The following is a 24,024-nucleotide window of genomic DNA, read 5'->3' as shown; positions in this document are numbered from 1 at the left end:
TTTTTGAAAATATTTTTCTTCTTAATTTTGAACCATTAATGGGTTTGTATCCATTTCAGATTGAGGAATAGGCAGAATTAATGAGTCATCGTCCCAAGCTATACTTCCAACTGACTGTTGTGTTCTTTTTACGTCATTTAAAATAAAACCTTCAAAGGCTAACTCTAACTGTCTTTCATTAAAAATTAAATCTAAAGTTAACGGACTAGTTAAAGGTTGTGCACTTGATCTTGCTCTTAGTATATTTATTTCTGTTAAAGGGTCTAAGCCAATAGAAGTTCCCGATTTAAAATTACTTTCTAATCTTATTAGGTGCATTTCAGCAATACGAAATATGCTAATATTAGCAAATTGATTTGTGTATTTAAGAGTAAGTCTTCTATTGTTAATAGGGTTAATGTATGTAAAGTTTGCTCTTTCATCATTAGCATCATCAAATAAAGCTAAATATCCATCTTCAATGGTAATGTCACCACCTCGTCCTCCATCAGCTTCTGATGCATAATGTACTGTTAAATCATGAGCACCTGTTTGGCTTGTTACTTGAAAAGCGAAGATGTCTTCAGAGCTATTGTTATCATTGTTAAATGCTGAGGCAAAATTAGAAGTCAAACTATGCCCACTGTTTTCAATCACGTCGTCTGCAGCGTCTCTAGCGGCTTCATAATTACCTTGTTGAAAGTATGTTCTAGATAATAAAGCTTGTGCAGCATATTTATCTGCATAAAACTCATCACTGGTATCTGGTAATAAATTGTAAGCATCAGTTGCATCAGCTATTATTTGAGTGTATACTTCCTCAACAGTATTTCTGGCAATTGCTGTGTCTAATGTGTAATCAATAATTCCATTTAAGCGTAAAGGAACTCCTAATTGCGAATTAACCTGCCCTGCTACGTATGGCATTCCAAAACTTTTTACTAAATCTAAATAATTTAAAGCTCTTAAAAATTTAGCTTCACCTTCAATTCGATTTTTTTCTTCTGTACTGCTGGTAACAGTCTCGATATTGTCAATTACAAGATTTGTTTGATTGATAGTTTCGTAAGCATTGGCCCAAATTTCATCTATAAAAATATTGTCATTTAAAATATTTTTTTGAAAAGCCTGTCTGTACCCTTGAAACGTACCATTCCAAAACAGTTGGTCAGAAGACCCTAGTAAATCAGTAAACATTTGTAAGTTACCTCCGTAACTATCTGCTTGGCCAGCTTCTTCATAGGTGCCAATCAAAATAGACGATATGTTTACTTCAGAATTAAAAGCTAGCTCCCCTGGTAGGTTATTGGTTGGGTTTATGTCTAGTTCATTTTCACATGCTGAGATTAAAAGAACGACGATAAAGGTGTATATAATTTTAAATTTTTTCATGATTCTTTTTTTATTAAAAATTAATATTAACTCCAACAGTAATTGTTTTCGCAGGAGGAGATGAATAGAAAGTTTCACCAGGAGAGTTTTGGTCATTTACATCATACCTAGCTTCAGGGTCTTCAAAAGGATAGTTTGTAATCGTAAGTAGGTTTATAGCTGTAACATAAAGTCTAAGTTTACTTAAGCCCATTCTCTCTGTAGTTGCACTAGGTATCGAGTACCCTAGTGTTAAATTACGTAAACGTATAAAATCTGAACTAGCTAAAAATCTAGTAGAATGAGCTGTACCATTACCAGCATATAACCTTGCTTGTGGCACATTAGTTATATCACCAGGTTGTTGCCATCTGTTTAATTGATCTATCGATTGATTGTCAAAATAATCAGCATTAACAGATTGATAAATACCACCTGAGTTATAAATATCTGCTCCCCATTCACCTTGAAAAGTAAATGTGAAATCAAAATTGTTAAGTGAAATTGTATTCGTTAAACCAGCAATGATTTCAGGAAATGGATTTCCAGATACAACACGTTGTGCCTCATTAGAATCGTTTGTTGTGTTTTTGTTTAAACTACCATCATCGTTTTGTGTATTTAAATAGTATAGCGCATCTCCGTTGTCAGAATCTACACCTGCATATTCTAATAGATAAAAAGCAGCAACATTTTCTCCTACACGGTTTATATGGCGTCCAGTTATAATATCTGCATTATTGTTTGGTAAGGATGTCAGTTTATTATCATTTTTACTAATATTAAAATTAGAAGTCCAACTGAATTTTTCAGTTTCAATATTAGATGTGTTTAAAACAAATTCGATACCATCACCTTCTAGCGTTCCAATATTTTGATTAATAGTTGATGCTCCACTACTAGGCACTAGTGGTACGCTAAATAGTAAATCTTCAGTGTCTTTTTTATAATAATCTAATTCTCCAGAAATTCGCCCATTTAAAAAGCCGAACTCAAGTCCTATATCAGATTGAGTTGATTGCTCCCAAGTTAAATCAGGGTTGCCAGGTTGGTTCGGAGCTAAACCAGGTTTTTGGTTATACGATACACTTGAAAATAAAAATAATGATGGGTAATCACCACCAATATCTGCATTACCTAGTTTACCCCAACTTGCTCTTAATTTTAAAAATGATAATACATCAGAGTTTTTTAAGAAATTTTCTTCACTTAATATCCATCCAGCAGAAAAAGCAGGAAAAGTTCCGAATCTTACATTGTTACCAAAACGAGAAGATCCATCACGTCGAATACTAGCTTTTAATAAATATTTTCCATTAAGATCATAAGTTGCTCTTGCAAAATATGATAAAAAAGCGCTTCTTAGTTCGATGCCTGTTCCGGCAGTAATTTCAGCTCCTCCGCTTACTGTTGATAAATCATCAGAAGCAAATTGTTGACTAGTTACACTTGTAATTCTTCTATTGTAATTGATAAATTCTGTTCCAGCTACAATATTTATATTATGTTTTTCAGCGAAGAGCTTATTGTATGTAATGTAATTACTAAAAGTGTAGCTTTCAGACCCTAGATCAGAAGAAAAAGCTTCGCCATTAGTTGATTGAAATAAAGCATTTTGCCCACTAAAATTATCCTCTGTTTGAGAAAATAAATCATAAGAAAAATCTGAATTTATTGATAGTGAAGGTGTGAATTTATATTCTCCAAAAACTTTACCTACTGTTCTTCTTATATTGGTATTAAAAAATGCATTTTCAGCATCTAGTAAGAAATTTCCATATAAAGTATTTGGGTTTGGAGATCCGTCTTCAAGTCTAGCAACAGAAAGAGGCGATTGAGCAATAGCTTGTAAAGGTGTCGAAAAAGCATTGTCATTTGCTATACGGTCTATTTCTGTTCTTGAAAAGCTCATATTCATGCCTGCTTTAAATTTATCAGAAAACTGATGACTTACATTAACTCTAGCATTTATACGCTCTAATTCGTTATCTCTTATAATACCTTCAGTGTTATTATATGCACCAGAGAAAAAATAAGATGTTTTTTTATCTGCACCAGACATTGAGAAATCAGCATCTGTTTGGTACCCATTTTGAAAAGCAATATCAGACCAGTTTGTATCTACACCATTTGTTCTCCAGTCAGTGTCGCCTGCTAAAAAATCAAAAGTAGCTTCTGCTTCTGCTTGTCCTTCTTCTGGAGTGAAAAATGGTGAATTTCTTCCAGCTTCAGTAAATAGTTCAATGTATTGTTCTGCATTTAGCCATTCTCTTTTGTTAGTAGGTTGACTAATACCTTGAGAAAGGTTGATACTAAATTTAGCTTTTCCTAATTTACCCTTCTTAGTAGTTATAAGAACAACACCATTAGCGCCTCTTGCCCCGTAAATTGCAGCAGAAGAAGCATCTTTCAAAATATCTATTGATTCTATTTCGTTGGCACTTAAAGTTAAAAGTGGGTTTGTTGGGGCGCCGTTACCAACAGAGGTTATTCCACCTGTCGGATCTATTAAAGGTATGCCATCTAGCACATATAAGGGTTGAGTTCCGCCACTAACGCTAGCAGCGCCCCTAACTCTGATGTTTATACCACCTTCTACTTTACCATTTGTTTGGGTTACTTGAACACCAGCAGCTTTAGCAACCAAAGCATTTTGCAAATTGGGATTTGGCACATCTGATATGTCATCAGATGTAAGTTTTGATATATTTCCAGTTAATTTTCTTTTACTCTGAGTACCATAACCTACTACGACTACCTCACTAAGTTGTGCGGCATCTTCTTCTAGTTGAGCATCAATGTTTTTTGATGTACCTATCGTTTTTTGTAATGTTCGTTGGCCTAAATAAGAGAAAATTATAATATCTCCGGTATTAGCTTTGATGGAGTATACTCCATCAAAATTAGTTTGAGTTCCAGAAGTAGTTCCTTTAATGATAACATTAACACCTGGTAACGGTAGGCTTTGTTGGTCTGTTACTTTACCGGTAATAGTGTGTTCCTGGCTGATTACTTTTTGAATTGACACGAGCATCAATAGGATTAGTAATGCATGAATCTTTTTTTGCATCTTATATTTTTTAGAGTTACACTATCTAAAATCATAAAATAAACTTAAAAATGCAAAGCAGAATTGAATTGGAAAAACACTTATGTTAAATTCTCATGAAAGTGTTAAAAAATGAAGAATTTGTTTTTATTAATGCGGTATAATGATTTTTTGAAAATAAAAAAACCGATGCTCCCATCGGTTTTAGACTAACTAACTCAAAAAATTACTAAACTCAAATATTATTCAAAAGTAATATCATTTTTAGACTTTAATGTTAAACTAACCTTAAGTTAATTTTAATCAAAGAATTATATTATAGTAACGGTAACTTTTTTAAGTTATTGTGTTTGTAAAACGTTTATTTTAAATAAGTTACTTTAATCTTGTAAAGCAAAAACTTTTTGTAATAAAGTAGTGGTTCTTGATGCTGTTTTTGTTCTTATTTCTTTTTCTTCTACAGCAATCATTGTATATACCCCTTTTAAGGCTTCTTGTGTTACGTAATCTGTTAAGTCTGGGTTAACTTGGTTAACAAAAGGTATGTTATTGTACTTTGTAATTAAGTTGCTCCATACTTTATCGGCACCTACTTTTTCGAATGAATTTTTTATAACAGGACTGAAAGAAGTGTATAATTCAGTTTCTGTTGTAGATGTTAAATAAGTTGTAGCAGCATTGTCACCACCTAGTAAAATTTGTTTAGCATCACTAAAAGTTATTCCTTTTACAGCATTAACAAAAATAGGGGTAGCTTCTTTTACCGCATCTTCAGCAGCTCTATTCAAAACTTTTAATCCTTCATCAGCTAAATTGTCTAATCCGATTTTTCTAAGAGCATTATCTACTTTTTGCAAATCTTCAGGTAAAAGTATTTTTACTAAATCATTTCCAAAAAAACCATTTTCTTGTGTAAGCTTAGTTACTTGTTTTTCAATTCCTAAATCTAAAGCTTCCCTAAGTCCACTAGCTATTTGATCGTTACCTATTGCTCCTCCACTTTGTGGTAATTGATTAACAACTTGTTGTAGTTCATTACAACTAAAACACACAAAGCATAGACAAATTAATACAATCTTGTTTTTCATAATTTTTGTTTTTTTCAAAGTTAAAATAATAATTAAATTGATTAAGAGAAAACAACTGTTTTGTTATTGTAAACCATAGTTTTTCTCATTACATGTAATTTTACGGCTCTAGATAAAACGATTTTTTCTAAATCTCGACCTTTAGCAACAAAATCTTGAATGGAGTGAGTATGTGTTACAGCTGTAGTATCTTGTTCTATTATTGGTCCAGCATCTAATTCTTCAGTAACATAATGCCCAGTAGCTCCAATTATTTTAACCCCTCTTTTATAGGCTGCATGGTATGGTTTGGCACCAGCAAAAGCAGGTAAAAATGAGTGATGTATGTTAATGATTCGATTAGGAAATTCATTTATAACTCGGCTGGTTACAATTTGCATATACCTTGCAAGAACAATAAAGTCAATTTCATATTCTTTTAAAAGTTCTAACTGTTTAGTTTCGGCTTCTATTTTGGTGTCTTTTGTAACAGGTATATGGTAAAAAGGAATTTGAAATTGTTCAGCAATAAAACCTAAATCTTTATGGTTACTAATGATAAAAGGAATGTCGACCGCTAATTCGCCAGAATTAAAACGACTTAATAAATCGTATAAGCAATGGTTGTATTTCGAAACAAATAAAGCCATTTTAGGTTTTATTTCATCAGTATGAATACTCCATTTTATTTGAAATTTTTTAGCAAGGGTATTATCAAATACTGACTTAAAATTATCAATAGTAAATTCATCGCTCGAAAATTCACTTTCTAAGCGCATAAAAAGCTCCCCAGATTCTTTATCTACATGCTGATCTATATAAATAATGTTTCCTCCTTGAGTATGTATAAAACCGGTTACTGTACAAATAAGGCCTGATTGGTCTGGACAGTGGATTAAAATAGTTGTTTTCACGAGTTTAATTTAAGATGTAAAATTATGATATTGAAAACAATGGCTCTTGCTTAAAGTTTATTTTTGCAATATTGTAAAAAATATCAATTAATATTTACGATTATCGTAAATTGCACCTATTAAAAACACCTTTTATTGTCAATGAAACAAAATACACCATACAGTCCAAAAAATAAAATACGAATTGTAACCGCTGCATCTCTTTTTGATGGTCATGATTCTGCCATAAATATCATGCGAAGAATTATTCAATCTACAGGAGTAGAGGTGATACATCTAGGTCATGACCGAAGTGTGCAAGAAATGGTCGATTGTGCTATTCAAGAAGATGTGAATGCAATAGCTTTAACATCTTACCAAGGTGGCCATAATGAATATTTTAGATATATGTATGATTTGCTAAAAGAACGTGGGGCAGAGCATATAAAAATCTTCGGTGGTGGCGGTGGAGTAATCTTGCCTGAAGAAATAAAAGAATTGATGGATTATGGAATAGCTCGTATTTATTCTCCAGATGATGGTAGGGCAATGGGGTTACAGGGTATGATAAATGATTTGGTGGAGAAAAGTGATTTTAAAGTCCCATCCTTAAAAACGGCAAACTTTACATCTGTAACAGAAGCATTAAAAGCTAAAGATATAAATACAATATCAAGATTAATTTCTTTGGCTGAAAATAGACCAGAGGAATTTAAAGAACATTTTTCGGGAATAAATGTTCCAGAAACCATTCCTGTTTTAGGGATTACAGGTACAGGGGGCTCAGGTAAATCTAGTTTGGTAGACGAATTGGTACGTCGTTTTTTAGTAGATTTTCCAAATAAAAGAATAGGTTTAATATCTGTTGATCCGTCTAAAAGAAAAACAGGAGGTGCTTTGTTAGGTGATCGTATACGAATGAATGCCATAAATAATGAGCGTGTTTATATGCGTTCTTTAGCGACAAGGCAATCTAATTTAGCATTGTCAAAATATGTAGAAGAAGCCGTTCAAGTTTTAAAAGCGGCTGAGTTTGATTTGATAATTTTAGAAACTTCAGGTATTGGCCAGTCTGATACGGAAATAATTCAGCATTCAAATGTTTCGTTGTATGTAATGACACCTGAATTTGGCGCAGCTACACAATTAGAAAAAATAGATATGCTCGATTTTGCAGATGTTGTATCTATAAATAAATTTGACAAAAGAGGTTCTCTGGATGCTTTGCGTGATGTGAAAAAGCAATACATGCGCAATCATAATCTTTGGGATACAAACCAAGACGATTTACCAATTTTTGGTACAATGGCAAGCCAATTTAATGACCCTGGTACAAATAAGTTGTATCAGGTGGTCATGCAAAAGTTAGTAGAAAATGCAGGTGCAGATTTACAATCTAATTTTAATTTTTTAACAGATGATGTAAAACATGCTTTTGTAATACCACCATCGAGAACTCGATATTTATCAGAAATAGCAGAAAGTAATAGAGGTTACGATAAAAATGGAGTAGAGCAAGTTCATGTAGCTCAAAGGCTTTATGGTGTTTTTCAAGCTATTTTATCTATTTTAAATATAAAACCAGAAAAATCAGAACAGACCTATTTATCTAAAAATGGTTTAGATGAAGATGCTATTTTTGGTATAGAAATTAGTGAAGAAAACCAGCAATTTCTTTCCTTATTAATAAAAGAATTTGATAGGGTAAAGTTAGATTTAGATCCATATCATTGGGAGTCTATCTTAAACTGGGAAGAAAAAGTAAAAACATACAAAGATCCAATTTATACATTTAAAGTTCGAGATAAGGAGTTGAGGCTTGAAACTCATACAGAGTCGCTATCACATACTCAAATTCCGAAAGTAGCTTTGCCAAAATATAAAGCTTGGGGAGATTTGTTACGTTGGATGGTACAAGAAAATGTGCCAGGTGAATTTCCGTATACAGCAGGTTTGTACCCATTTAAAAGAACAGGAGAAGACCCGACAAGAATGTTTGCGGGCGAAGGTGGACCAGAACGTACAAACAGGCGTTTTCATTATGTTAGTTTAGGGTTGCCAGCAAAAAGATTGTCTACTGCTTTTGACTCGGTTACTCTTTATGGGAATAACCCAGATATTCGACCAGATATTTATGGTAAAATAGGTAATGCAGGAGTTTCTGTTTGTTGTTTAGATGATGCTAAAAAATTGTATTCTGGTTTTGATTTGACTCATGTGATGACTTCAGTGAGTATGACAATAAACGGACCTGCTCCTATGATTTTAGGCTTCTTTTTAAATGCAGCTATTGATCAAAATTGTGAGAAATATATAAAAGAACATAGCTTAGAAAAAGAAATTGAGGCCAAAATAGTATCTATATATAAAGGAAAAGAAGATAAAAGACCAACCTACAAAGGAGAGCTTCCAGAAGGTAATAATGGTTTAGGTTTGTTTTTGTTAGGTGTTACTGGTGATCAAGTTTTGCCTTTAGGTGTTTATAATGACATAAAAATTAAAACATTAAGTGAAGTTAGGGGGACTGTGCAGGCTGATATTTTGAAAGAAGATCAGGCGCAAAATACTTGTATTTTTTCTACAGAATTTGCACTTAGGTTAATGGGTGATGTGCAAGAGTATTTTATAACTAATAAGGTGCGTAATTTTTATTCAGTTTCTATTTCAGGGTATCATATTGCCGAAGCTGGTGCAAACCCGATTACCCAATTGGCATTTACATTATCTAATGGTTTTACTTATGTAGAGTATTATTTAAGCAGAGGAATGGATATTAATGCTTTTGGGCCTAATTTATCTTTCTTCTTTTCTAACGGAATTGATCCTGAATACGCTGTTATAGGTCGTGTTGCTCGTAAAATATGGGCAAAAGCTATGAAAAATAAGTACGGAGCGGGTCCGAGAGCACAAATGCTTAAATATCATATTCAAACTTCAGGGCGCAGTTTGCATGCTCAAGAAATAGATTTTAATGATATTAGAACAACCTTACAAGCTTTATATGCTATTTATGATAATTGTAATTCTCTACACACAAATGCATATGATGAGGCTATAACTACACCAACAGAAGATTCTGTACGTAGGGCAATGGCAATACAGTTGATTATAAATAAAGAATTAGGTTTAGCTAAAAATGAAAATCCATTGCAAGGTTCTTTTATTATTGAAGAATTGACAGATTTGGTAGAAGAAGCTGTTTTATTAGAATTTGATAGGATTACAGAAAGAGGTGGTGTGTTAGGGGCTATGGAAACCATGTATCAACGTTCAAAAATACAAGAAGAGAGTTTGTATTATGAAACATTAAAACATAATGGTGAATTTCCTATTATTGGGGTAAATACCTTTTTAAGTTCAAAAGGCTCGCCAACGGTATTACCTGCCGAAGTAATTCGAGCTACAGATGAAGAAAAAAAGGCGCAAATTGAAACTCTAGAGAATTTAAAAGAAATTAATAAAGAAAAGTCTGAATTAGCTTTATCTGAAATACAAAATGCTGCAATGCAGAATGATAACTTGTTCGAAAAACTTATGGAAATTACCAAAGTGAGCTCTTTAGGGCAAATTACGAATGCGCTTTTCAAAATTGGAGGTCAGTATAGAAGAAATATGTAAAAAAAAACGCTCTTTTTACAAAGAGCGTTTCCAAATTTTATATGATTTTTTAAAAATCTTTATTTCTTCTCGAAGCAGATTTAAATATTCTTTTTCTTTTAAACCATCTTTTTCAAGACCAATACAGTATGATAAAATGTTTTTGGTCATTATATTAATATGGTGTATTGTAGATGTTCTAATACTCAATGAATCAGAGCGTTCTGCTAATTCTATTTTTTGAGGAATTAAAATTGCATCAGTCAAAAGAGAATCTGCAATGATATCTCTGTGTCTGTCAGATTTATATAAATGTAATAAATCTTTGTTATTTGTTACGTACGAAACTATCTCTCTACTAATTAAGCAAAGGTCTAAAGCTTTACGATAAACAGGAAGCGTTCCTAAATTTCTGTACGGCATTGGTATTAATTTTTTTATAAAATTACGACCAGATTTAAAATTTCAGCTTATTATTAGATAGTAATATATTAATTTAGCTTTGTAAAACAATTTATTTAAACTAAAAAACTAATGAATCAAAAGATAGATGATTTAAATTGGGGTATTCTTCAAATTTTACAGGAAAATGCTAGAGAATCTTTTGCTAATATTGGTCGAAAAGTGGGACTTACACCTCCTGCGGTAGCAGAGCGTATAAAAAAAATGGAAGATTTAGGTATTATAAATGGCTACAAAGCAATCGTTTCTCATACCCAAACCGGTTATCAATTAAAGGCTATAATAACACTCCGTGCTTTTATGGGAAAATTGAAACCTTTTTTAGAGGCTGTTAAAACTTTTGAAGAAGTATCTAACTGTTATAGGATAACAGGTAACGAGAATATTATAATGGATGTTGTTTTTAGAGATCAGTTTCATTTAGAAATTTTTATAGATAAGTTGATTCAATATGGAGAAACTCGTACACACATTATATTATCAGAAGTTGTTTCAGATGCACCTATAAAAAAGAGGGTAAAATAATTTCTTTTAAAAAGTATTGATATTTATTTTTTTGTAGCTTTAAAAATAAAATCTTGGCTAGATTTTTGTGGAATATTCTTTTATGAAAAAAAATATACTTTTCTTGGTGCTATTATTATGTTTTAGCATAGTAAGTGCACAACAATTGGTTCTTAAAAAAGGAACTGTAATAGACTCCGTTAAAATAAACGACTCCATAGCAGAAACATTTGCTTTATACCTTCCCACAAATTTTGATGTTAATAAAAAATGGCCAATAGTCTTTCTTTTCGACGTTAAAAAAGGAGAAGGAAAAAAAACAAGTCAAATGTTTGTCAATTCGGCAGAAAAGGAAGGTTATATAATAGCTACTTCTAATAGCGTTAGAGATTCACTTACATTGTCTGAGAACATTTTAATAGCAAGTAGGTTAATGAATAACGTACTTTCTATACTTCCGATTGATAATAATAGAATATATACGGCTGGTTTCGCTGATAGTGGTCGTTTTGCTTCTGTATTACCAATTTTGATAAAGAATATAAAAGGAGTGATATCTTTAGGAGGGGCAATTACTAATACAGATGTTTTAAATGCAAAATCACCTTTTCATTATATAGGTATTGTATCTGTTGATGATTATAATTTATTAGAAATGGAAGCTAATGAGAAGGTTATGAATCTTCTGGGGTATCCGAATCAACTTTTTGTTTACGATAATAAATTAAGTCCAACATTAATTGAATACATTGATAAAGCACTTGATATTTTTACATTAAGGGCTATGGCTAATGGCGATATATCAAAGGATTCTGTGTTTTTAAATACTTCATTTAAAAATAATATTGCTTTAATTAATAAATTAATTAATAAAAAAAAATTTACACAATCTTACAGTCTATCAGTAGAAACACAGGATGTTTATAGAACTCTTTTTGATATAGATACTTTGAAATCATTAGAAAAAAGAATTAGAAAAGATAAGCTGTATAAAACTATGGATCGATCACAATCGACCATGAAATTTAGTGAATCTCTTTTGCGAGAAGATTATGATTATTCAATTTATGAGGATACATCCACTTATAATTTTAATAATTTGGGTTGGTGGAATTATCAAATGCAAGAGCTTAACAAGCATGTAGCAAGTAATAACCCTTTCGAGAGACAAATGGGTAATAGGCTGATTGGTTTTTTGAGTTATTTGGTGGATAGTTATATTGCTGATTTAAATGTAGAAAAAGTTAAAGATGAAGAGGGATTAACCTTTTTATGGATGTTAAAAACAATTATAGATTCAGATAATTTCGAAGCTTATAAAAGTGTAATATCATACAGTGCTAAAAATGAAGATTATAGTACTTCTCTATATTATTTAGAAGAGCTTTTAAAATCTGGGTTTAAAAATAAAAAAGAAATTTATGCTATAGAAAATACTGCTCTATTGCGTATAACACCAGAGTTTAATGACTTAGTAGAACAGTATTTAAAAGATTCTCGTTACGACCTTAAGGAGCGATAAAATGAGGAACTTTGTTTTTATCCCAATCAATAACTAAACCTTTAGCTAAAGAGTCTGCTATTTCTTTTCCATATAAAAATTCACATAAATAGAGTGCAGCTTCAAAGCTTTTTGCGCCTCCTGCTGATGTTATGTATTTTCCATCATGAACAAAAAGAGAATTCCTTTTAATGTTTAAGTCAGGAAACATTTTTTGATATTTATCTAAATCTCCAGGGAATGTAGTAGAGGCAACAGTGTCTAATAAATTTGTTTTAGCTAAAACAAAAGCACCATCACAATGGCTTGTCATAAATAAAGCTTTTTCATCTACTTTTTTAACGAAACTAAGCATAACTACATCTTCTAAATCGGTGTCGATATGGTGTTCTGCACTTGGAATTACTAGAATGTCAATTTTAGGCAAATTCCTTTTTGTATAATCAAAATCGGGTAAAATTTTAATGCCTTCAAAAGTAGTAATAGGCCTTAATGTATTAGCTACCGTAAAAACATTCATTGCTTTTATGTTTTTACGATACTGAGTGTGTTGAAAAATATCAAATGGAGCTGTTAACTCAGTATTGTAAGTGCCATCCATAATAAGAAAAGCCACATTGTAACGATCTGGTTTTATGATTTTTTCTGCAGTAGCCTTATTATTACTAGCATTTTTGTCACTACATGAGTTTATCATTAATACTAACAATAGTAAATAAGGTAAATACGGCTTCATGGCTTTTATTAATTAAATCAAAATTACAAACAATAGATTTTATAAAGTAAACAAAAGTAAATTTGATGTTAAAAGTAGTTTTAATAATGTGATTAATGTCAATGTTTGAATTTAAAGTTATGTTGAAATAAAATCAATATTGTTGTATTTTTATAGATAATTAAATTGTTGGATATGAAATTTGTTTTGATTGCTCTTTTTGTTTTAATTACAGGTTGTAAACAAGAAAAAAAATATCATGACTTGTCTGATAATAGTGTTATACAAGACTTACCTAGTGGTGTTGCTAGTGTTTTAGAGTTTCAAAAAGAGTTAAATGAAGAATATAAAGACCCTAAAACCTCTCCATTATATAATAAAGATCGAAAAGATTTTACAGGATTAGATTTTTTTATGCCAGACACAACATTTATCGTAACCGCTAAATTTGTGCGTACACCAGAAGCATTACCTTTTTTAATGCCAACAACTACAGATCGTAAATCAACCGAAGTGGTTTATGGTATTGCTTATTTTAAATTAAAAGGAAAAGAATATCAGTTAGAGGTTTATCAAAACCCCGAGTTAACAGCTAGAGATGGCTTTAAAGATTATTTATTTTTACCTTTTTTAGATGCAACAAATGGTAAAGATACCTATACTGGTGGTAGGTATATTGATTTAAGAATTCCAAATTCAGATACGATTTCAATCGATTTTAATAAAGCTTATAATCCTTATTGTGCGTATAATAAAAAATATTCTTGTCCTATAGTGCCAACAGTAAATACGTTAGAGCTCTCTGTTTTAGCAGGAGTTAAATCATTTAAAAAGTAATAAAAAAAGGCCTGATTTTAGTCAGACCTTTTTGTGTACTATTCAATATTATATCATTAATGCTGATTCATTCTAAAATCAGGGTATGCATCCATTCCATGTTCATGAAGGTCTAAACCTTCCATTTCTTCTTCTTTCGATACTCTAATACCTACAGTTTTCTTAAGAATAAATAAAATAATAAAAGAAGTCAGACAGCAAAAACCACCTATTATAAATATACCTGCTAATTGATACATTATTTGAGCTCCGCCTGCTTTTGCTCCAAAAAAGCCAACAGCTAATGTGCCCCATATACCACAGATAAGGTGAACGGCTATAGCACCTACAGGATCATCTAATTTTATTTTGTCAATAAAAGCAACGGCACAAACAATTATAATACCTGCGATTAAACCAATTACTATTGCTTCATTCGGAGACATTAAATCTGCTCCAGCAGTTATACCAACAAGGCCGCCTAGTATGCCATTTAAAAACATTGTTAAATCAAGGTTTTTATAAAGAGCAAATGAAAAAATAAAAGCAGAAATTCCGCCAGCAGCAGCAGCTAATGATGTAGTCACTAAAACAAGTGAGGTTCCTGCTGGATCAGCAGATAACACTGAACCTCCATTAAAGCCAAACCAACCTAACCAAAGTATTAATACACCTGCAGTTGCAATTGGAATATTATGTCCAGGTATAGCTTGCGATCCTCCATCTTCATCAAACTTACCAACTCTAGGCCCTAGTAAAATTACGGCAATCAAAGCAGCCCAGCCACCAACAGAGTGGACTAAAGTAGAGCCAGCAAAATCGTGAAAACCTGCTTTTTCAATAACTTCGCCTGCTTCATTAACAGTATCACCTAGGGTAGATAGAAAACCGCCACCCCATTGCCATGAACCTACAATTGGGTAAACTAAAGCAAGGTATATTACTGTAAAAATCATGAAACCACCAATTTTAACACGTTCAGCAACTGCTCCAGAAACTATTGTTGCAGCTGTTGCGGCAAACATACCTTGAAAAAGAAAATCTGTCCAATAGGTATATCCACCTGACGCTGCATATTCAGCAGTCATTCCATTTTCAGGAGGAGTAAGTCCAAAACCTCCAAAACCTAAATAGCCATTAAAGCCTTCGCCTGGGTACATTAGGTTAAACCCAGCTATGTAATAAAGTAAAAGTCCAACACAAATAATAAAAAGGTTTTTGAATAATATGTTAATTGTATTTTTTTGTCTAGTAAGTCCAATTTCTAAAAAAGAAAATCCTAAATGCATGAAAAATACAAGAGCTGTACATATCATCATCCATATGTTATTCGCTGTAAATAATCCGTCAGTCATAATTTAATTCTTAGTTTATTCCAGCTTGTCCGCTTTCTTTGGTTCTTATTCTATAAGCTTCAATAACTTCTGAAACAAATATTTTTCCATCACCTACATTACCAGTACTAGCGGCTTCTAATATCGTATTTATTGTTTTTTCTAAAAACTCATCAGAAACTACAATTGTTAAGTATCTTCTTTGAATGTCAGAAGTACTGTATGTTATTCCACGATATACATGTCCTTGTTTTTCGTTTCCAACACCAGTTACATCCCAGTAACTAAAGAAGTTAACATCAATTTTATGAAGCGCTTTTTTCACTTCATCAAATTTAGACTTTCTGATGATTGCCTCGATTTTTTTCATAATAGATTGGTTTAATTATCTGTAAAAATAGAACAAAAATAATATTAACTCTTTTTCAATATTATAAGTCTATAAAAGGACTTGTGTTTAATTATCTGAAAATGAGTTATTTAAAATTCAAATTTTATTAGTTGAGTTGTTATGAAATTTACGTGTAATAAATAATTTGTGAGATTTGAGTATACAAACAAAGGAGGCTGTTCCTTAAGAACAGCCTCCTTATATAAACACTAAACAAAAATTTTATTAGAAAGAGTATATAGCAGCAATTAAGAAAGATGATAAACTTTTAGTTCCTTCTAAATCATTATTAAAATATATTTCTTCAGAATTACTATCTAAACGTAATTCAGGCTTTATAGTTAAATTTTCAATAGTGTAGCTACCTGTTAATGTCGCAGCAAAAACACTAGGGTCATCAGTACCATCTACACCATCAAAAGTTGAAAAATATTCACCTCTTAACCCAATAGTAAAGCTTTCAGAAGTAGCTAATTGTGGGTATAATGCAGCTCCTGCAAATCCAGCACCATCATTATCAGCATAAGCAGCGTTAATACCTAAGAAGAAATCTTCAGAAAGATCAAATCCACCAGTATAATCTACTTCGAAGCCTAATTTAGCTTTACCATCATAGTAGAAGTTTAAAAATTGACCAGAATATCCTAACTGAGCTCCTAAAGAATATGCTCCAGGAATAGAATTAGTACTAGTACCGTTAAAGTTTTCATCAGTAACATTCATAACAGCTAACATTAAGCTAAAATCATCAGATAAAGCAAAATCAGCTTTTAAACCAACATGTGAGAATGGACCACTAGAAAATAAGTAAGAAGTACTGTAGTTAAAGTTAGCAGCAGGTGAAATAACCTCGTACCCTAAATATGTATTAAAACGACCAAGTGTTAAAGTCGTTCCTTCGCTAACATTCCAGTAAGCATATAATTGGTTAACGAATACTCCTTGATCACCACCTACAGCATCTAAAGCTCTTGGTCCGAATGCTAAATCAGCAACAGCACCAGTTTTTTCACCTTCGTAAGATGCAATAACATTTGCCATACCTAAAGCAAAACCAGATTCGTTTGCAAACGAACTACCTGGAGCTTGTGATCCAACATCAGTTGAACTTAAATTTGTTCTATAGTAAGCATCAACAGTACCACTAATACTAAGTGGTTTTTTTTCTTCAGCTTCTTCTTGAGCTACTAATGTAGCGCCTACAAACAATGATGCTGCTAAAAAGATATTCTTTACGTAGTTTGTTTTTTTAATCGTCTTCATAATTAATAATTTAATAAGTCCTTTTTATATAAGGATGTTGAAAATGTTATTTAATTGATTGATAGACGGAGCGTTTTGTAAAACACTCCGTTTTATGTTTAATAAATTTCTTAATCGTTTATTGTAAACTCAGGGTATGCACTAGAGTCATGCTCATGAATATCTAAACCATCCATTTCTTCGTCTTTAGTAACTCTTAATCCAATAGTTTTCTTTAAGATAAATAATACGATGAATGAAGCAAAAGCAGCCCATAATATGTATGCTAATGAACCGTAAGTTTGTACTATTATTAAGTCAATGCCACCTCCGAAAGCTAAACCTCCGTCTAAAGCAAAAACACCTACCAATACAGTACCTATAAAACCACATACACCGTGTACAGATATTGCACCTACTGGATCATCAATTTTTAATTTTTTGTCGATAAATTCAATTGAGAAGACAACTAATGTACCACAGATTAATCCGATAGCTAAAGCTCCCCATGCATTTACAGCACCACAACCAGCAGTAATACCAACTAAACCAGCTAAAGCACCATTTAATGTCATTGAAATATCTGGTTTTCCGTATCTAATCCAAGTTAAAACTAATGCAGCAATTGCTCCGATAGCAGCAGCAAGGTTTGTGTTTATAATTACACTACCTACGGCAACTGTATTATCACCACCCCAAGCTAATTGAGAACCTCCGTTAAAACCAAACCAGCCTAACCAAAGTATTAATACACCTAATGCACCGTATGTCATATTGTGACCTGGTATTGCATTTGCTTTTCCATCTTTATATTTACCGATACGAGGACCAACTAATATAGCTGCAACTAAAGCGGCAGAACCACCTACAGCATGTACTACAGAAGAACCTGCAAAATCAACAAAACCAGCAACATTTAACCAAGCATCATCATCAAATGGCCAGTACCAGCTACCTGAAATTGGGTAAATGATAGTAGTTAAAATTGCAGAGAATATTAAATATGTTGAAAATTTTGTTCTTTCGGCTATTGCACCAGATACTATAGTTGCGGCAGTAGCACAGAATACAGTTTGGAAAAATAAGTTGTACCAATCTGTTGCTGTAAAAAAGAAATATCCTTGTTCTGTTGGGCTAGATCTAAAAAAGCCACCTAATATAGCATCGCTACCGTACATAATACCGTAACCTACAGCCCAAAACATAATAGAACCAATACAAAGGTCCATAATGTTTTTCATAATAATGTTACCAGCATTTTTACTGCGTGTAAAACCTATTTCTACTAATGTAAATCCTGCTTGCATGAAAAACACTAAAATAGCAGCAATTATAATCCATAATGCACCCATGTCACCGTTGATTGTTTCAACAGCTTTATCTAATGCTTCTTGTTGTACTTCTGTCATAATGATAGTTTTTAAAAGTCTTAATATTTTTAGTTAATTCCGGCTTGACCATTTTCTTTGGTTCTTATTCTATATGCTTCATTTACATCTGAAACAAATATTTTTCCGTCGCCCACATTTCCTGTGCTAGCTGTTTCTAAAATTGTATTAAGTGTTTTTTCTAAAAACTCATCAGAAACTACAATTGTCAAATAACGTCTTTGAATATCTGAAGTACTATATGAAATTCCGCGATAAACATGTCCTTGCTTTTCGTTTCCAACTCCTGTTACGTCCCAGTAACTAAAAAAGTTTACTTCAATTTGATGGAGTGCTTTCTTTACTTCATCAAATTTTGATTTTCGAATAATTGCCTCGATTTTTTTCATAATTGAATTGTTTGTTGTTGAGGCAAATGTATGTTAAAAACTTTAACACCCCTTAAATTTGATGGGTATCAGTTTTATTTTTACATATATAATAATTTATACCCTCAAATTTTATGGGTATGATCAAAATAATTCAATTTAAATATTTATTTATTTGAATTCACTTGTGTTTTTGCTTCAAAAAGTGGCTTAATTCAATTTTCTTAGTAGTTTTTTTAAGAATTGTTTAAAAACTAACAATAAATGGTGTTAATACTTTAAAATTTAAAAAAAGGGTAGTGCTCTGTGTTATTTATAACAAAGAGGGGAATTGTAATTGAGTTTAAAAAAATTAAGTAATAGTATTACTATATATTGTATAATATATAATGAGGTTGTAATTAAGGAATGTTATTACTAGAAGTACTTTGTGGAAGTAATTATTTTTAATAAATGATTTGCTTAGCGATATAAATACGAGCTAATTTTTTTTACTAGTTAAATAAATTTAGTAATCCAGACACCAAAAGATACTGCAGCAATACCTATTACTATACTTGAAATAGTATATATTGAAAAGTAAAAAATGTCTTCTGTTTTTAAGAAAGAGTAGTTTTCGAAAGCAAAAGTTGAAAATGTAGTAAAGCCTCCGCAAAAACCAGTGACTAATAATAAAGTTTGGTTTTGATTTAAAAAGTTGTTTTTAAGAGAAAGGCCAAGAAGGAAACCGATTAGTAGACACCCGATTGAATTTACAAAGAAAGTTCCTAAATAAAAATTAGATATTGTATTGTTAAATGTTTTGCTGATTAAAAAACGTAAAACAGATCCAAAACCTCCACCTATAAATATGAGCGCAATTTGTTTCATACCCTAAAAGTATAAAACTAAACTGCTTTTTGATACTTTGGTTCAATACTATTTAACGGATAAGTAGGTGTACTGTACATATTAGTGATAGTACGTTGTTGTTTTTTACTACTTCTGTTAACGCTAAACAATAAAAGAGCTGCATTTATTCCTATTAAAATAAATAAAATACTAAAGAAAGTTACCATATAACTGTTGTTTTAAGTAATACAACGCAAAAATACGTGTTTTCTTACAAAAAAGTTAAAATTGTTGTGAAGTGTTTGATTTTTGTGGTGAACGTAAGTAAAATGTTAATTATTGAGTAAATACTTAATTAAAAATAGTGTGATTATGAAAATAGCAAAGAATATACCAATCCATTTAACACCTTTGTAGTTTTTAAGATGTAGGTTTTTGTCTTTTTTATAAGTAAAGAAGATAATTATGCTAAAAGCAACGAAAAAAATAGCAGCGAATATTAATTGTCCTGTACTGAACATATTTTATATTTTTATGCAAAAATAACCTAATAATATATAGATGAAAAATAAACTTGACGCTGTAGCACTTTTTCATGAAACATTCGGGATAGGACTTTCTGATAAAATGAAAGCAACCTTAGGTAAAGATAAAAATATGCTTCGTTTTAATTTAATGGATGAAGAAAATAAAGAGTATTTAGAAGCTGCTGAAAACAACGATTTAGTTGAGGTTGCAGATGCCTTAGGTGATATGTTGTATATATTATGTGGTACCATCTTGGAGCATGGTATGGAGCATAAAATAGAAGAAGTTTTTAATGAAATTCAGCGTAGTAATATGAGTAAGTTGGGTAAGGATGGTAAGCCTATATATAGAGAAGATGGTAAGGTGTTAAAAGGTCCAAATTACTTTAAGCCTAATATTAAAGATATTTTAAAATAAAAGAAAAACCGCCAATTGGCGGTTTTTCTTTTTTACTTACGCTTCATGGCGCCATCCGAATTTATCTTCAGCTCTATTGTATTGAATATCTGTTATTCTTTTCTTTAAAGTAGAAGAGTAACTTTTATCTGTTAATTCAGGTAAATCGTAGTCTGTGTTTTTATGACCAAAAGTAGAGATAGGAGATATTACAGCAGCAGTACCTGCTCCGAACATTTCCTTTAGGCTTCCGTTTTTAGCAGCTTCAACAACTTCTTTAACTGTTATTTTTCTAACTTCAACTTTAATGTTTTCGTCTTCTGCAATTTGAATAATACTTTTTCTTGTGATACCATCTAAAATTCTATCACTAGTAGGTCCAGTGATTAAGGTATCATTAATACGAACAAAAATATTCATTGCGCCAGCTTCTTCAATATATTCATGCGTGTTGTCGTCTGTCCAAATAACTTGGTTATACCCTTTTTCAACAGCAAGTTGTGTAGGGTAAAACTGACCTGCGTAGTTGCCTCCAGCTTTAGCAAAACCTACACCGCCATTTGCAGAGCGAGAATATGTTTCTTCGATTAATACCTTTACTTTTCCAGAAAAATAAGATCCAGATGGAGCAAGGCAAATCATAAATTTATATTCATTTGCAGGCGAAGCATGAAAACCTTGGCCAGAAGCAAATATAAATGGTCTTATATATAAAGAGCTACCATCTTTAGTAGGAATCCAATTTTCGTCAACTTTTAAAAGTGTTTTAAGACCTTCCATGAAAAAGTTTTCAGGAATTTCAGGAATAGCCATTCTTTTAGCAGAAATGTTTAACCTTTTATGGTTGTCTAAAGGTCTAAAAAGCCAGACTTTTTCCTCTGTATCTTTATAAGCTTTCATTCCTTCGAAAATAGATTGTCCGTAATGAAATATTTTAGATGATGGGTCAAGAGTTAATGGGCCGTAAGGAACAACTTTAGGTGTTTCCCAAGCTCCATTTTTGTAATCACAAACTAACATGTGGTCAGAGAAGACACTCCCGAATGCTAAATTATCAAAATCTACTTGATCAATTTTTGAAGTCTTACTCTTTTCTACCGTAATTTGGCTTTTAGTGCTACTTTCCATTTGTTTTTTATTTAAAGGAATAAAATTAATGAAATATAATAATTACAGCTTCTTTTTTTCTTTAAAAATAACCAACTTTGTAACTATCGCTCAAAACTTGATATAAATGAAAAGAATTAACATATTAGTTGTGTTTACTTTATTGATTTTCTCTTGCAAAGAGCAGGATAAACAGAAGGAAGAAGGTTTAAATCCTGTTGAAAAGGTAAATTATGCTTCTTTTGGTGCATCTTTTAATGTGAAAGATGCTTTTAAAAGCGAGGTGATAACTAAAAAATATGAAAATTTATCTGCAAAAGACACTATTGAGACAAAATTTTCAGCAGTAGTAAGTGAGGTTTGCCAAGCAAAAGGTTGTTGGATGAAACTTAAATTAGATGGTGGAAGTGAGGCTATGGTTAAATTTAAAGATTATAGTTTTTTTATGCCCAAAGGTATCGCTGGTGAGCAAGTTGTAGTAAATGGGAAAGCTTTTATTGAAGAGATGTCTGTTCAAGAGCAAAGACATTATGCTAAAGATGGAGGAGAATCAGATGAAGCAATAGCTTTAATAGTGACACCTAAAAAAACATTTAGGTTTGAAGCTGATGGTGTATTATTAAAACAATAATTTGGAAAGAAAAATAATAAAAACATCAGACGGCTCTACTACAATACAAATTGTAGAATGGGATGAGCAATATCATTCTATACATGGAGCGATTCAAGAAGCATATCACGTTTTTATAAAAAATGGATTATCTCTTTTTGAAAATCAGATGGTAAAAATTTTGGAAATAGGTTTCGGTACAGGTCTTAATGCTATCATAACTAAAATTGAGGCAGAAAAATTTAATCTAAATATTGATTATACAGGTGTAGAGGCTTATCCTGTTAGTTCAGACGAAATTAGCCAGCTTAATTATATAGAACAATTAAAAGCTGAGCCATACGAGAATCAATTTAATGTAATGCACAAGTCTGAATGGGAAACCTCTTCTTTTATTTCAGATGATTTTCAATTAACAAAGCAGCAAAAAGACTTTATGGAGATAAATGATAAGGATACTTATAACCTTATTTATTTTGATGCGTTTGGAGCAAGAGTTCAGCCTGAATTATGGACAGAGTCAATTTTTAAAATCATGTTCGAAGCTTTACAGGAAAATGGTGTGTTAGTTACTTATGCAGCAAAAGGTAGCGTGCGAAGAGCAATGCTTGCTGTAGGATTTACCGTAGAACGTTTAGATGGCCCGCCGGGCAAAAGAGAAATGCTTAGAGCAAGAAAAATAACGATATAAGTTATTGTAATAACTTTTTTTTGTGTGCCTTTAAGGGTAAAGTAATGTTATTGTAAATCAAAGTGTTAAACCTAAATTAAAGACTGTTTAGCTGCTAATTAAAATATTTATATTTGATAAAAATTGCTTATGAATATTTTAATAACAGGTGCTACTGGCTTAATTGGTCAAGAAATAGTTGCAGCATGTCATGCAAATAACATTGGCGTTAACTATTTAACAACTAGTAAAAGCAAAATAGTACATGAAAAAAATTATAAAGGATTTTATTGGAATCCTAGTGTTTCTGAAATAGATGTAAATTGTTTTGAAAATGTTTCTGCTATAATAAATTTGGCGGGGGCATCTATATCAAAAAGATGGACATCATCTTACAAGAAAAAAATTATATCAAGCAGGGTTTCTTCTTTAGAAACTTTATATAAAGGATTAACTAAGGTTGATTCATCAGCTATAGAATCTTTTGTATCAGCTTCTGCTATAGGTATATACCCATCTTCTTTAAGTAAATTTTATAGTGAAGATGAAGAGGTTAAGTCAGATGATTTTTTGTCGGAAGTAGTTAGTGTTTGGGAAGCTGCAGCTGATAAATTTCAAAGCTTTAATTTTTCGGTATCTAAAATAAGGGTAGGTTTAGTTTTGTCAAATAAAGGAGGTGCATTACCAGAAATGGCAAGGCCTATAAAGTATTTTGTGGGTTCTCCATTTGGGAGTGGAAAACAATGGCAATCATGGATTCATATTAAAGATTTAGCCGGTATTTTTTTATTTGCGATAGAAAACGAATTAAACGGAGCTTATAATGCAGTAGCATCTAACCCTGTTACTAATAAAAAGTTGGTAGATAAAATTGCAGAAAGTTTAGGGAGTAATATTTTATTACCGAAAGTGCCTGCTTTTGTATTAAAAGCTATACTAGGGCAAATGTCTTCAATATTATTAAGTAGCCAAAGAGTTAGCAATAAAAAAATTATAGGAGAAGGTTTTACTTTTGCTTTTGATAATGTGGGGAGTGCATTGGAATCTTTTTATAGTAAAAAAGACTAATGTATAAATGTCAGAAAATTGAATTTAAACTATAGGTTTTAAAACTATAATTAAGATAAATATACACAAAGCGCCGTTTGGCGCTTTTTTAGTGTAAAGTTTGGTGACATTTTGACATTTTTGAAGAATTGGCAGTA

General features: G+C 31.6%; 22 protein-coding genes. 8 read left to right on the top strand and 14 right to left on the bottom strand.

The genetic code is table 11. From position 1 onward, the window contains the following. Positions 1-21: 21 nt before the first annotated feature. The 4 genes from H0I23_RS09920 to purU form a co-directional block, all read right to left on the bottom strand. Positions 22-1,371 (bottom strand): RagB/SusD family nutrient uptake outer membrane protein, encoded by a 1,350-nt coding sequence (locus H0I23_RS09920; protein ID WP_216783106.1) that lies wholly within the window; start codon positions 1,369-1,371, stop codon positions 22-24. Positions 1,372-1,384: 13 nt separating this feature from the next. Further along, the gene (locus H0I23_RS09915) at positions 1,385-4,420 is read right to left on the bottom strand and encodes a TonB-dependent receptor (RefSeq protein ID WP_216783104.1); all 3,036 of its coding nucleotides are present in this window, start codon (positions 4,418-4,420) and stop codon (positions 1,385-1,387) included. A gap of 359 nt (positions 4,421-4,779) precedes the next feature. Continuing rightward, on the bottom strand, positions 4,780-5,487 hold the full coding sequence (locus tag H0I23_RS09910; protein WP_216783103.1) for a DUF4197 domain-containing protein: 708 nt from the start codon (positions 5,485-5,487) through the stop codon (positions 4,780-4,782). 41 nt (positions 5,488-5,528) lie between these two features. Further along, positions 5,529-6,380 (bottom strand): formyltetrahydrofolate deformylase, encoded by an 852-nt coding sequence (purU, locus tag H0I23_RS09905; RefSeq protein WP_216783102.1) that lies wholly within the window; start codon positions 6,378-6,380, stop codon positions 5,529-5,531. Between the two features lie 141 nt (positions 6,381-6,521). Between purU and H0I23_RS09900 the strand changes: the two genes are divergently transcribed. After that, positions 6,522-9,977, top strand: coding sequence for a methylmalonyl-CoA mutase family protein (locus tag H0I23_RS09900; protein ID WP_216783100.1), 3,456 nt, complete (start codon positions 6,522-6,524; stop codon positions 9,975-9,977). Positions 9,978-9,992: 15 nt separating this feature from the next. Here the strand turns inward: H0I23_RS09900 and H0I23_RS09895 are convergent, their stop codons facing one another. Further along, complete coding sequence (locus H0I23_RS09895; RefSeq protein WP_216783099.1) at positions 9,993-10,379, bottom strand: hypothetical protein; 387 nt, start codon at positions 10,377-10,379, stop codon at positions 9,993-9,995. A 111-nt stretch (positions 10,380-10,490) separates the two neighbouring features. On the opposite strand from H0I23_RS09895, the gene H0I23_RS09890 reads away from it, so the two are divergent. After that, positions 10,491-10,943, top strand: a complete 453-nt coding sequence (locus H0I23_RS09890; protein ID WP_216783097.1) for an Lrp/AsnC family transcriptional regulator — start codon at positions 10,491-10,493, stop codon at positions 10,941-10,943. Positions 10,944-11,025: 82 nt separating this feature from the next. Further along, positions 11,026-12,444: an alpha/beta hydrolase gene (locus H0I23_RS09885; protein ID WP_216783096.1), complete on the top strand. Its 1,419-nt coding sequence runs from the start codon at positions 11,026-11,028 to the stop codon at positions 12,442-12,444. Here H0I23_RS09885 and H0I23_RS09880 read toward each other — a convergent pair. Beyond that, entirely contained in the window at positions 12,431-13,159 is a 729-nt protein-coding gene (locus tag H0I23_RS09880; protein WP_216783095.1) for a DJ-1/PfpI family protein, read from the bottom strand. The genes H0I23_RS09885 and H0I23_RS09880 overlap by 14 nt on opposite strands. 174 nt (positions 13,160-13,333) lie before the next feature. Between H0I23_RS09880 and H0I23_RS09875 the strand changes: the two genes are divergently transcribed. Continuing rightward, positions 13,334-13,975 (top strand): DUF1684 domain-containing protein, encoded by a 642-nt coding sequence (locus H0I23_RS09875; RefSeq protein WP_216783093.1) that lies wholly within the window; start codon positions 13,334-13,336, stop codon positions 13,973-13,975. Between the two features lie 56 nt (positions 13,976-14,031). Here the strand turns inward: H0I23_RS09875 and H0I23_RS09870 are convergent, their stop codons facing one another. The 7 genes from H0I23_RS09870 to H0I23_RS09840 form a co-directional block, all read right to left on the bottom strand. After that, positions 14,032-15,309 carry an ammonium transporter gene (locus tag H0I23_RS09870; protein WP_216783091.1) on the bottom strand — a complete coding sequence of 426 codons (1,278 nt, stop codon included), beginning with the start codon at positions 15,307-15,309 and terminating at the stop codon, positions 14,032-14,034. A 10-nt stretch (positions 15,310-15,319) separates the two neighbouring features. Next, positions 15,320-15,658, bottom strand: a complete 339-nt coding sequence (locus H0I23_RS09865; protein ID WP_216783090.1) for a P-II family nitrogen regulator — start codon at positions 15,656-15,658, stop codon at positions 15,320-15,322. A gap of 246 nt (positions 15,659-15,904) precedes the next feature. Continuing rightward, a complete protein-coding gene (locus tag H0I23_RS09860; protein WP_216783088.1) occupies positions 15,905-16,942 on the bottom strand; it encodes an outer membrane beta-barrel protein in 1,038 nt (345 codons plus the stop codon). 110 nt (positions 16,943-17,052) lie between these two features. After that, positions 17,053-18,330: an ammonium transporter gene (locus H0I23_RS09855; RefSeq protein ID WP_216783086.1), complete on the bottom strand. Its 1,278-nt coding sequence runs from the start codon at positions 18,328-18,330 to the stop codon at positions 17,053-17,055. A 29-nt stretch (positions 18,331-18,359) separates the two neighbouring features. Next, positions 18,360-18,698, bottom strand: a complete 339-nt coding sequence (locus H0I23_RS09850; RefSeq protein ID WP_216783085.1) for a P-II family nitrogen regulator — start codon at positions 18,696-18,698, stop codon at positions 18,360-18,362. Positions 18,699-19,175: 477 nt separating this feature from the next. Further along, positions 19,176-19,547, bottom strand: coding sequence for a fluoride efflux transporter CrcB (crcB, locus tag H0I23_RS09845; protein WP_216783083.1), 372 nt, complete (start codon positions 19,545-19,547; stop codon positions 19,176-19,178). A 17-nt stretch (positions 19,548-19,564) separates the two neighbouring features. Beyond that, the gene (locus H0I23_RS09840) at positions 19,565-19,735 is read right to left on the bottom strand and encodes a hypothetical protein (RefSeq protein WP_216783082.1); all 171 of its coding nucleotides are present in this window, start codon (positions 19,733-19,735) and stop codon (positions 19,565-19,567) included. Between the two features lie 334 nt (positions 19,736-20,069). Here H0I23_RS09840 and H0I23_RS09835 point away from each other — a divergent pair, with 334 nt between their 5' ends. After that, positions 20,070-20,453 (top strand): nucleoside triphosphate pyrophosphohydrolase family protein, encoded by a 384-nt coding sequence (locus H0I23_RS09835; RefSeq protein WP_216783077.1) that lies wholly within the window; start codon positions 20,070-20,072, stop codon positions 20,451-20,453. A gap of 36 nt (positions 20,454-20,489) precedes the next feature. Here H0I23_RS09835 and H0I23_RS09830 read toward each other — a convergent pair whose 3' ends face one another. After that, on the bottom strand, positions 20,490-21,560 hold the full coding sequence (locus H0I23_RS09830; RefSeq protein ID WP_216783076.1) for a branched-chain amino acid aminotransferase: 1,071 nt from the start codon (positions 21,558-21,560) through the stop codon (positions 20,490-20,492). Positions 21,561-21,666: 106 nt separating this feature from the next. Here H0I23_RS09830 and H0I23_RS09825 point away from each other — a divergent pair, with 106 nt between their 5' ends. The 3 genes from H0I23_RS09825 (at position 21,667) to H0I23_RS09815 (ending at position 23,887) form a co-directional block, all read left to right on the top strand. Next, positions 21,667-22,170, top strand: a complete 504-nt coding sequence (locus tag H0I23_RS09825; RefSeq protein ID WP_216783074.1) for a DUF4920 domain-containing protein — start codon at positions 21,667-21,669, stop codon at positions 22,168-22,170. Position 22,171: 1 nt separating this feature from the next. Beyond that, positions 22,172-22,840, top strand: a complete 669-nt coding sequence (gene mnmD, locus H0I23_RS09820) for a tRNA (5-methylaminomethyl-2-thiouridine)(34)-methyltransferase MnmD (protein WP_216783072.1) — start codon at positions 22,172-22,174, stop codon at positions 22,838-22,840. A gap of 129 nt (positions 22,841-22,969) precedes the next feature. Next, on the top strand, positions 22,970-23,887 hold the full coding sequence (locus H0I23_RS09815) for a TIGR01777 family oxidoreductase (RefSeq protein ID WP_216783070.1): 918 nt from the start codon (positions 22,970-22,972) through the stop codon (positions 23,885-23,887). Positions 23,888-24,024 lie beyond the last annotated feature (137 nt).

It is taken from the genome of Cellulophaga sp. HaHaR_3_176 (genome assembly GCF_019021925.1).
Lineage (GTDB): Bacteria > Bacteroidota > Bacteroidia > Flavobacteriales > Flavobacteriaceae > Cellulophaga.
This window is presented reverse-complemented; position numbering and strand designations above follow the sequence as displayed.